The 11,433-nt window shown below is 44.2% G+C and carries 6 protein-coding genes; all 6 read right to left on the bottom strand.

All coding sequences use genetic code 11. The features are described 5' to 3' along the window. Window positions 1–177: 177 nt before the first annotated feature. Entirely contained in the window at window positions 178–2,625 is a 2,448-nt protein-coding gene (locus tag ACYVAA_RS20735) for a glycoside hydrolase family 95 protein (protein WP_460545500.1), read from the bottom strand. 233 nt (window positions 2,626–2,858) lie between these two features. Further along, a complete protein-coding gene (locus ACYVAA_RS20730) occupies window positions 2,859–4,382 on the bottom strand; it encodes a RagB/SusD family nutrient uptake outer membrane protein (RefSeq protein WP_460545498.1) in 1,524 nt (507 codons plus the stop codon). A 26-nt stretch (window positions 4,383–4,408) separates the two neighbouring features. Next, window positions 4,409–7,795: a SusC/RagA family TonB-linked outer membrane protein gene (locus ACYVAA_RS20725; protein WP_460545496.1), complete on the bottom strand. Its 3,387-nt coding sequence runs from the start codon at window positions 7,793–7,795 to the stop codon at window positions 4,409–4,411. A gap of 58 nt (window positions 7,796–7,853) precedes the next feature. Further along, complete coding sequence (locus tag ACYVAA_RS20720) at window positions 7,854–8,903, bottom strand: FecR family protein (RefSeq protein WP_460545494.1); 1,050 nt, start codon at window positions 8,901–8,903, stop codon at window positions 7,854–7,856. Window positions 8,904–9,085: 182 nt separating this feature from the next. After that, a complete protein-coding gene (locus ACYVAA_RS20715; RefSeq protein ID WP_460545492.1) occupies window positions 9,086–9,766 on the bottom strand; it encodes an RNA polymerase sigma factor in 681 nt (226 codons plus the stop codon). A 669-nt stretch (window positions 9,767–10,435) separates the two neighbouring features. Then, on the bottom strand, window positions 10,436–10,849 hold the full coding sequence (locus ACYVAA_RS20710) for an SRPBCC family protein (protein ID WP_460545490.1): 414 nt from the start codon (window positions 10,847–10,849) through the stop codon (window positions 10,436–10,438). Window positions 10,850–11,433: the final 584 nt, after the last annotated feature.

The raw sequence follows: 11,433 nt of genomic DNA, 5'->3' as shown, positions 1-11,433 counted from the left end.
GTGGAATCTGTGAGAAATAAATTTACTGGTGTAATTACGGATAATCGTAAAAATTTATTAACCAAACTATAATGAGGTAGCACTTTCTATTACACATTATGATAGAAAGCCCCGAAATAAGTCGGGTGAATAGTGGTTCTACCTATTCACCCGAGTACATGCTTTAACATCTTATGTTTAAGAAGTTTTTAACCTGTAGCTTTTTCCTTCTTGGGTTTCAAAAGAAACAACCTTATCCTTCTCTGTTCCATTTTCGGCAATCACCTTTCCTTTACTGTTGAGGATCATTGCATTGGAGGGCAATAACACGCTACAGGAGCCTCCCTTTATGGATTTGATCTGGGCTTCTTTGACCTTTCCATTCTCCCAATTAAGGTCTACTTCAAATCCACCTCGGGCGCGCATGCCTTTTACCCTTCCGCTTTGCCAAGCTGTTGAAGTCGGCAGGGCAGGAATCAAACGGATAGTTTCCTTTTCCCCATGGCTTTGGAGCAACATTTCAGCAATACCGGCAGCACCGCCAAAGTTGCCGTCAATTTGAAAAGGAGGGTGTGCACAGAAAAGATTGGCATAGGTGCCCCCATTACTCATCACGATTTTGGTACCATCGCCACCGGCCGGTTGTAAGAGCTTTCTCAGTAATAGTAAAGCATGATCGCCATCCCCCAGTCTTGCCCAGAAGTTAATTTTCCAGGCTCGGCTCCAACCTGTGCCTCCATCTCCCCTTATTTCCAATGACTTCCTCACCGCCTCCGCTAAATCCGGCGTGGCCCAAGGAGTGATTTCATCATAAGGATGCAAGCCGTAAAGATGCGATACGTGACGGTGCTGTGGATCAGCATCTTCCCAGTCATGTAACCATTCATTCAAGTCCCCATTTGCCCCTATTTGATTGGGTGCCAACCTGGCTCTTTTTGATCTCAATTCCTCCACCAACTGCTTGTCCACTCCCAGTATTTCCGCTGCTCGGATGGTATTGCCAAATACTTCCCTGCAAATCTGCATATCCATGGTCGGCCCCATTACCGTATGTCCCTTATACCCGTTGGGCTTGACATAGGTGTTTTCCGGGGAGTTGGAAGGCGCCGTAACCAAATACTTGTTTTCTGGTGCTTCAATCAATACCGAAGAAAGAAACTCGGCAGCTCCTTTAAGCACAGGGTAATACTTCTTCAAAAAGTCAACATCCTTGGTAAACCTGTAATGCTCCCAAAGATGTTCGGTCATCCAGGCACCTCCGGTCATGGTAGATCCCCAGCTTGCCCCTTCACCCGGCGAGGTAAAATACCAGGGATTACTGATCACATGGGCCACCCAGCCCGGCGCATTGTAATAGGCCTTTGCGGTCTTTTGACCGTTCTCCACCAAATTGGCCGTAAACCGGTGCATGGGTTCTGCCAAATCTCCAAGTCCCGTCTGCTCTGCCAGCCAATAGTTCATTTGGATATTGATGTCCAAATGGTAATCCCCATTCCAGGGAGCCTGATACTCAGGAGCCCATATTCCCTGTAGGTTGGCCGGCAACTGCCCCGGTTGGGAAGAAGAAATCAAGAGGTACCTTCCAAAATTATAATACAGCACCGGCAACTGGGCATCTTCTTCCCCTGCAGCATAGCGTACCAAACGTTCCGGTGTGCTCAAGGATGCCACTGCTTTATCCTGGTGATCCAGTGCAAAACCATTTCTATTGAAATACTTTTGATAAGAAGCCAGGTGCCGTTGAAACACCCCTTTCAGTTTGAAGGCATCGATTTTCTTTTGGACGGCCATAACAGGATCCCCTGACCGCTCTTCCGGTCTCTCGATGTTATAATCCGTTGCTGCCGCGATCACCAGGTAACATACATTGGCATCTTCCACCGTCAACTTCCCACCTGATGTTAGGAGCTTGCCTCCCTCGGGTAGAACGTTAACCATCGAGGCAAACTTCATCCCCGGTAAATCCTTGTTGGGCAACTGCCCTTTCATCATCAGGCCATGGGATAAAATCTCGGTTTCCGCATTTTCTTTCCTGCTTAAACCTAAGGAAAAGCTCAGCTTTCCGGGCTGGGAAGCTGACAGTTTTATCACCAATACATCATCTGCGATGCTGGAAAAAGCCAGCTGCTCATACCTTACCCCTGCCCGCTGCCATTTGGTGGTGGCCAAGGCCTCTTCCAGGTCCAATATTCTTGAATACTCGGAATAGGCTGATGCTGTATCCTTCCAGGTGATCCAAAGATCCCCCAAGGTTTGATAGCTTCCATAGTGCACTTTGGCGCCATTGCCATGCCCTGATCCGTCCCCTTTGCTGACAAAGTGCTCCTGAAGAAGCTTTTCAGCCTCTCGGTTGTTTCCTTCCAAAAGCAATTGCTGGATATCATCCAAATGCTCATGGGCATTTTCCCGGTCAGCATCCTGTACACCTCCAGACCAAAGGGTCTTTTCATTGAGAATAATCCGGTCTTTATTGGGGTTCCCGAAAATCATCCCGCCCAATTCCCCATTACCAATGGGAAGGGTCTCCACATGGTTCTTGGCAGGTTCTTTAAAATAAATGGAAATATCGGCCTTTTGTGCCCAGGCCATGTTTCCTAAAATCAAACCTCCTAAAAGTAAAGGAAGTGCTTTTTTGATAAACTTCATTGACAAATACTAAATGGTAAAATATGATTTCGTTAAGTATAGTAAAGAAAATCTTCGATCAGAATACCAGTGAGCTGAAATATGGTTAATAGTTCAATTGGTAAACTGGTTTATTGGACATTTACGAGGAATAAACTAACCATTGAAAATATTGATGTTTTCCCGTTATTCAACTAAGGAAAATAGAAAAAGCCTTGGACAGGGCCCAAGACTTTTCTGTTAAACACCCATACTTATTGATAATCCGGATTTTGTTCAAGCGTACCATTGCTTTTATCGATCTCTGATTGTGGAATGGGCCAGTGGAAGAACCTATCTTCATAATGGTAACCCACTACTCCATCCGTAACGTTATTCAGTACTTCATTGGCAATCCCCCATCTCTTCAGGTCATATAGCCTCAACCCCTCAAAAGCCAATTCTATTCTTCTTTCGTGTCGGATGCGTTCCCGCATTTCGGACTGGGAAAGTCCCATCGGAAGATCAGGCATATCTGATCTTGACCTTACTTGGTTGACGGCATCGTATACCTCTGCAGTCGCTCCTGAAAGTTCATTCACAATCTCAGCATACATCAACAGCACATCGGCATAACGTAACAGCACCCAATCCTGTTGGCTTCTGGTAGAGTAGCCATAAGGGATCAACTCTGGAGTTAGAAACTTTTTCAGTCCAAAAGTGGTAGGTCCTCCATTAGAGGGATTATGGGTATTTCCACCTCCCCAATCTACGAAGTCCTTGAAAACCGTCTTTTCGAGCCTGCTGTCCCTGTTATTGAAGGGATTCCCCTCATCTGTCAGTGGAGATTCTCCTTTGGGAAGACCGTCCACATATTCATAGTCATCCACAAAGTTTTGCAAAGGACTGATAACAAACCAATCACCGTACCATTGATCCATAGAGGTGGCATTGTCCGGGGCCAGAAATTTAATGGAAAAGATAATTTCCTCATTTCCTTCCTGGGTACCATCCCTGAACACAGAGGTATATTCATCTGCCAAATCATACCCTGCACTTATCAGTGATTCTGCCAAAGCTTTTGCAGACTGCATCACATCGGTCTTGGCATTTCCGTTTTGGTCATAGGCCGAATACATCAACACCCTTAGTTTCAAGGCTTCCGCAGAGGATTTCACAGCATGTCCGGCACCATTTCTAAAAGTCACATTTGGCAGGCCGTTGATCGCTGCATCCAGGTCGTCGGTCACTTGAGCCAAAACCTGATCGGCCGGCATTTTTTCCTGAAACTGATCCTCCATACTCAATGGAACCGTCACCACGGGTACCGAACCATAGGCCTTATACAATTCAAAATAATAAAAGCCCCTAAAAAACTTTGCCTCTGCCGTATAGGCGCTTTTCTGATCGGCACTGATATCGGTTCCGGCATAATTTTCCAATTGATCCAAGAAGATATTGATCCGGGCAATAGCCTGATAACTGGCACCGTAAATATCGGAAACATAACCTCCGGAAGTGGGATTAATATTCCCCTGGACTATTTCCCTGGAGCCCCAATAATTATGTTGTCCATACCCATTATCGGTAAGCACATCCAAATTGGGGGCACCAATCGAAAACATATTATTTTGGATGGAACCATAAATCGCCGTAAGGGCATTATCAAAATCAGATTTGGATTTCCAGAACAAGCTGGATGAAAGTTGGTCAGTAGGGTTTTTATCCAGAAATCCTTCACAGCTTGCCAATCCGGCCAATGCCAATAGGATGAATATATTTTTTCTTATCGTTTTCATAATCGCTTAGTTTTAGATTGGGAGAATTAAAGTTGAACTTGAAGCCCGAAAGAATAAATCTTATTCTGAGGGTAGTTCACAAACCTACCGTTCCCACTCCTTTCAGGATCCAATCCAGGATAGTCTGTAATGGTGAACAGGTTATCCCCAGAGAAATAAAGCCTTAACTTGTTGAGTTTTAATTTCTCCAAAACCACTTCATCGAAACTATAGCCCAATACCACGTTTTTCATTCTCAAATAACTCGCATCTTGAAGGAAATAAGTGGAAGCGCGGGAAATTTTGCCACCATCATTCCATCCCCAGTACATTTTAGGCATGGTGGTAGAAGGGTTGTCAGGAGTCCAACGGTTTCTCCAGTCAGCTGTAGGTACAGCACCTTGTACAAATGGTATGGTACCCCAGCCATTGACAAAAACATCCCTCTTGTTTACCCCTTGAAAGAAAGCAGAAAAGTCAAAACCTTTATAAGATGCCCCTAGGTTAAAAGAGTATTCAAACTTAGGAAATGGATTACCGATAACTACTCGGTCATCTGCATTGATGACATTGTCCCCGTTTTGATCCTTAAATTTCAAATCTCCCGGCGTGGTGGCATCATTAAACTGTTTGGGGGAATTGTTGACCTCTTCCTCTGTCTGGAAAATGCCTTCCCATTCCAACATATAAAAGCTGCCCCAAGGTAGTCCCTCTCTGTAAATATTGTTTCCACTGATCTGTTCCGCTCCATATTCCACCAATTCATTTCTAAATCTGTCAATGAAGAATCCTGCCTCATAGTTTAATCCCTCCAGGCTCCCGTCTTTAATATAGTTGCGGTAGTTCATGCTAAACTCCAATCCGGTGTTCTGCATTACCCCATCATTAATGGTGGGAGGTGTAAGCCCCACAATACCGGTGAGCTGAGATCCCCTGAGAATGTCGGAAGTGACTTTTCTATACCAGTCTACGGTCACATTCAGGCCGTTGAGGATCATCATGTCCATTCCTATATCCGTCACCTTGGTGGTTTCCCATTTAATGTTGGCATTGGAAAGGCGGGTCTGGGCTACCCCCGTGGAGAGGCCTGCATTATCAAAGGAATAAGCACCTGTAAATTCCAAAATGTCCTGATAAGGGTACAATCCGATGTTCTGGTTTCCCAATTCACCATAGGAAGCCCTGAACTTCAGGTCGTTCAACCAATCCATGTTTGCATCAGCAATAAAGGATTCTTCGGACACCCTCCATCCGGCAGATACAGAAGGAAACGCTCCCCATCGGGTATCGGGACTCAACCTGCTCGTTCCATCATAGCGCAGGTTCATTTCCAGCATATAACGCTCATCAAAGTTATATCCCAAACGTCCAAAGAAAGATTGGATGGCCCATTCATTACTGGTACCATTGGAATTTTGGACAGCGGGACTGGCCGCATCCAGTTCCTGAAGCGAGGTATTGGAAAACCTTTCCCTATAACCTCTCAAATATTCGTACTGGGTGTTTTCCTGGCTATAGCCCACCTGCAAGTTCAAGCTGTGCTTTTCTGCCAAGGTCTTTTCGTAATTCAGGTAGGTAAATAAATTGGTGTAGATTTCCTGATAGGAATCGGAAATCAATCCCCTGCCGCCTACATCCAGATCGGTCATAAAATCTCCCGTGTGGAAGTTATATAAGGGCACCGCTGGCCTCCAGTCTTTACTTCTCCCAAAATCACCCACTATAGCCCCTTTGGTGTACCATTTTAATCCCGGCACCAGTTGAAGCTCCGTCCATGCCTGCACATTCACGGAATGATCCATCAACTTATTGAGGACTCCGTTTTCTGCAATGGCCACCGGATTCTTATTGTTGCTTTCAAAAGCATAGGCCTTATAACTATACCTTCCCGATCCATCAGGTAAGGTAGGCCCATAGGTAGGAGCCTGTGACAAGGTAGACAAAAACATATCCGAAGCACCTTGACGTGGATTGGAACGTTCTCCTCTTTTCAACGACAGGTTGGTTCCAAAACGGATATTTTCATTAATACCGGAATTCAGGTTTATCCTAAAATTGTATCGTTCATAGTCAAAACCTTTCATTACCCCCTCTTGATTGACATATCCCAACGACACATTATAAGTCGTCATTTTTTCCCCTCCATTGAAGGATAGGTAGTGGTTTTGGGTCGGGGCAGGATTGAACATGATGTCCACCCAATCGGTATTGGGATATTGCATCCTATCGGTTGCATTACGGTACATATCGATCTGTTCCTGCGTGTAAAGCCCATTGGTGATGTTGGTGTTTAACTTTGCTTCATTAAACATCTCCATATATTCTGCTGAATTGGTAATGAATTCAGGCATTCTTGAAGGAGTATTGATCGCATAATTACCACTGTAGTCAATCTTCAACCCTCCTTTACTCCCTTTTTTGGTGGTCACCAGAATCACCCCGTTGGCTGCCCTCGACCCGTAGATGGAAGCAGAAGCGGCGTCCTTGAGCACCGAAACATTTTCTATATCATTGGGAGAAATATCCGAAAGGCTGCCTTCTACCCCGTCTATCAGCACCAAGGGGTTTGACCCTGCACCACTGAAAGTTCCCTGGCCCCTTATCTGAATCCCCAAGCCTTCATTTCCAGGCTGACCAGAATTTTGTACCACTCTTACACCAGGCATTCTTCCCTGAAGCATGGAAGCCGCATTGGTCACCGGTCTTTGATTGAGCACCTCTCCACCGACATCGGCCACTGCTCCGGTCACATTGATTTTCTTTTGGGTACCATAGCCCACGACCACTACTTCTTCCAATCCCTGCAAGTCCTCTTCCAGGACCACATCGATGATGGATTGGTTCCCCACTGCTATTTCCTGGGTTTTGTATCCCACAAAGGAAAACACTAACACGGCACTTCCGTCAGCTACAGTGATGCTAAAAGCCCCGTCGATATCAGTAGCAGTGCCTTTAGTAGTCCCCAATATGCTGACCGTAGCCCCTGGTATGGCCTCTCCATCTACAGAAGAACTGACCTTACCGGTAACCGTCCTCTCTTCCTGAACGGTCGCGATTGGTGCCGATACCTCCTGTTTGCTTACATGGATAGTATTGTTGACACTTCGAAACTTCAGTCCTGCATTTTTGGAAAGTTCTTCAAGAACGGTTAGTAATGTACCATTGTTGATTTCCAGGTCTTGACGCGGTACATTGCTCAATTTTTGTCTTTCATAGGCAAAAGCATAGCCCGTTTTCCGCTCTATTTCCTCAAAAATCGAAGACACATACTCATTTTTCGCATGGATGGTCAGGTAAATCTGATCCAGTCCTTTGTCCTGATCCTCCTTTGGCAAGGCAAATGTCATCTGTGAGTTCAGGAAGCAAAGTGCCAGTGCCAGCCCCAAAATCACCTTACCAATACTTCTTGATAAAATTGGTACGTTTTGTTTCATAATGTTGTGGGTTAATTGAAAATTGATTTCTTATTGAATTGATCAAGCGCAATTGATCTTACTTTTTACTTTTTACATACACCGTTTGTCCCTCAATCTCAAAGGTTATCCCTGCGGAATATTCCATTCCGAAAAGCACGTTCTTTAAGCTCTGGTCCTCAAATCTACCAGTGTAGTCCCCCTTAAGCAGTACTCCCTTTTCAAAGACAAAGGATACATTGTACCAGTTGGAAAGCCGGTTAAAGACTTCCGGATACTGCGCATCCTGAAACTTGAGGATTTTGTCTTTCCACCCTATCAACGTTTCATAATCATAGATTTCCTTTTTGACCTCCCTTGTTTTGGAATTATAAAACGTGGCCTCCCGGGGTGTGATATGGGTTTCTATCCCATTGCCTGTGGCTACCTTCACTTTACCGGTGACCACTGCCACATGGAGTTGGTCCTGATCTTCGTATGCTTTCACATCAAAGGAGGTCCCTAACACCGTGGTTTGTAAATCCCCACTCTTGACAATAAAAGGTCTGGAAGGATCTCTTTTGACATCAAAAAAGGCCTGTCCTTTTAACTCAATTTCTCTGCTAGCTCCAAACTCCTCAGGATAGCTGATACTACTTCCGGCATTGAGGATTACCCTGGAACCATCCGGAAGACTTACCGACTTTTTCATTCCCTTGGGGACCTCCTTGTGAATCATGGCCACCTCCGCTACTATGGGCATTTCTTCCTCAACTGGAGAAAATATCGTAGCATAGGCTATCATCAGCATGCCCATCAAAAGAATAGAGGCAGCTATTGACCTTCCGAAAGTACTCCATCCTTGGTTTGCCGACTTGTATAATGGCCTGATGGCAGTTTTCTTATCATTATTGGCAGCAATCAACCTGTCCAGTCCCTCTTGGAACTTACCGGCCTCTATCCTATTTTCCTCTTTTGGCTTGAGGCTTTTAGCTACTTGCTTTGCATTGTACAATAGGCTAACCTTATCGGGATTTTTGGCACACCAATTTTCCCAATACCGGTTACTGTGGTCATTGGGCTGGTTTACCCATTTAACAAAAAATGGGTTCCTTAAAAAATCGGCTTCATCTTTGGGATTGAATTCCATAATTCCTCTCTTGAATACTATCAATTGCGCTTAACTGATAATTAAGAGACACAACATTCAAAAGTGACATCGGTAAAAGTGGATTTTTTTTGAAAAATGATTTTTAACACAAAATTTATTGGAAAAAACAGCATTGTTTCGGATTGACCGTTGACGGTTGACGGTCAACCGATTTCGGCAAGCTACCGAAGTGAACTCATCAAAATCACCCACAGAAGCAACATTTCTTCATGTTTCTTTAAGACTTCTGACATGCTGTTTAGGGCTTTATAGAGTAAGTTTCTTGCCGAGCGCACATTGGTAAAGGCCATCACCTCAGCTATTTCCTGATAGGACAGCTGTTCGAAAAAGTAAAGAGAAATGATTTCTCTTTGTCTGACAGGCAGCTCATTGCTTACCTTGTGGAGCAATTTTTTGACATCTATGGTCAAATCCGTGGACAAGGCATAAAAGTCTTCCGCTATATCCACATGAAAACCATCATACCGCTCATAATCCTCATTGAACCTAAGTCGCTTGTTCCTTTTTAGGGCCCTCATCAATGCCCTGCGGTAAGAAGCATAAAGGTAATTCTTTATTGAAAGGATCTGTCCCAGTTTCTCCTTTTTGGACACCAGATTCAAAAACACATCCTGCACTATATCAAAGGCCAAGTCATGATCAAGGGTAATCTGGGTTCCATAGTTATAAAGTTTGTTGGCGTACCGGGTGTATAATTCTGCCAATGCCTCATCCTGTCCGCTTTTTACTCCCTCCCAAATCTGATGATCCGTTTGGTTTGCAAAAAGTCCATGATCACGCCCTTTTTCATTCTCAGGGCATGACGTATGCTGATTTTCAGACTGACTGATCTTTGAGAGCATTTTGGGTACATGGTTTTGTTTGGGCGGACATAAAACCTCATTTGATATAGACCTACATTATACGGAGGTGATTTGACTATGTCTATTAATGGAATATGTCGAAATAAATTAAACCCAATAGTCGCTAATAACAAAACCAAGTACTTTAATTCTATTCAAAATGCAAATTTAAAATAAGCATACGTCAAAATAATATCAGGATTGATGATATATCCTTGTCCCTTACTATATTCCATTACCTGAATATCCGCATTGTTCCCACCAATGAAATTTCTGATAATTCATTTTGTTGACTGACACAATCGTGGATATCCATATCCCACGATATCGGCCAATGCTTCCGGCATGGTTAAACTTTAGATGCTAGACCCTAGACTTTAGATGCTAGATTTTCTCGTACCTCGTTGTCACGTCCTGAATTTAGTTGACACTTACTTAATACAAGTGAATTGTATCATTAAACCTGCATTTCTTCCTCCCTACGCCCCCCTAGCCCCCTGAAGGGGGAAGGCCTGCGCTCTAACAATTCCCCTTCCACTGGCCAACTCTTTATCTAACAGGAAGAGTGTACTTCTTACTTCCCACTTCAAACTTCGTACTTCGTACTTCATACCTCGTACTTCCCTCTTCAAACTTCGTACCTCGTACTTCCCACTTCCTACTTCCTCCCTACGAACTCGCTTCCACGTATTTTTTAAAATTATCCAAAATGGCCTGCCAGCCTCCTCTTTGCATCTCCACCGGGTTGCTTTGCTCAGGATCAAAGGTCTCCTTTACCAGGGTCCCCTCGCCTTCTGGGGCAAACACAATCTCCACCTCACGTCCATCCTCCATGACATAGGTGATCAGGGTTCCTTTTTCCACTTCCCTATAAGTTCCCGAAAAATCAAAGCCCATACTTCCGTCCTTGGCCTCCATTCTGGAAGTAAAACTTCCTCCTTTACGCAGATCATTGCTCGCCCGAGGCGTATGCCAATCCTCGGAGGCACTATTCCATTTCACAATATGTTCCGGAGCAGTCCAATAAGCCCATACAGTGTCCACTGGTGCATTTACTACTGTTTTTACGGTGATCTTTTCCATTGCCTTTGTTTATTAAAAGTTTTAACATTTCATCTTATATAACAAATATCCTGGGAATTTACCAAATGCATGAGGGGTAAAAACGGCTCTGTGCGAGGTCGATTATGCCATAAGGTAAGATTTTAGACGTCAGACAAAAACAGATGTTGAAATTTCATCAGCGAAGATCCGCAGGAAATAAAACTAATCTAAAGCATTTGGAATACGGGTAGGGACAACAAGATTATTCTTCCATACAGAAAAAATGTAAACGATTATCCGTAATTACACCAATATAATAGTTTCTATACGACTTATAGTAGGCTTGGATTTATTTTTACTGGCATAAATTCACCTTTATACCACATTCAAACTTTGTCACTTTTTTTCTACAGATAAAAAAAGTAACCCAAAAACCCCGCCGCAGAGCATCTATTGGGCTAAAATTAAAGCCCGCCCTCATGCAGGCAAACTCCTCCTGTTTAGCAGCCAATAACCCTTCTGAGCAGCAATTCGTCAGACAAGCTGTCTATTCCGGCGATGCTGGGCCAGTGTTTCCGGCGCATACTGGGCCACGGATTCCGGGAATCATTGGGCCACTTTCC

This window comes from Echinicola sediminis (assembly GCF_054777495.1).
Note: the sequence above shows the minus strand (reverse complement) of the source record. Positions and strands in the feature narration are given on the sequence as shown.

Coding starts and splice junctions, on each gene's coding strand:
- ACYVAA_RS20735 (WP_460545500.1), bottom strand. CDS start 2,625: ATGAAGTTTATCAAAAAAGCACTTCCTTTACTTTTAGGAGGTTTGATT.
- ACYVAA_RS20730 (WP_460545498.1), bottom strand. CDS start 4,382: ATGAAAACGATAAGAAAAAATATATTCATCCTATTGGCATTGGCCGGA.
- ACYVAA_RS20725 (WP_460545496.1), bottom strand. CDS start 7,795: ATGAAACAAAACGTACCAATTTTATCAAGAAGTATTGGTAAGGTGATT.
- ACYVAA_RS20720 (WP_460545494.1), bottom strand. CDS start 8,903: ATGGAATTCAATCCCAAAGATGAAGCCGATTTTTTAAGGAACCCATTT.
- ACYVAA_RS20715 (WP_460545492.1), bottom strand. CDS start 9,766: ATGCTCTCAAAGATCAGTCAGTCTGAAAATCAGCATACGTCATGCCCT.
- ACYVAA_RS20710 (WP_460545490.1), bottom strand. CDS start 10,849: ATGGAAAAGATCACCGTAAAAACAGTAGTAAATGCACCAGTGGACACT.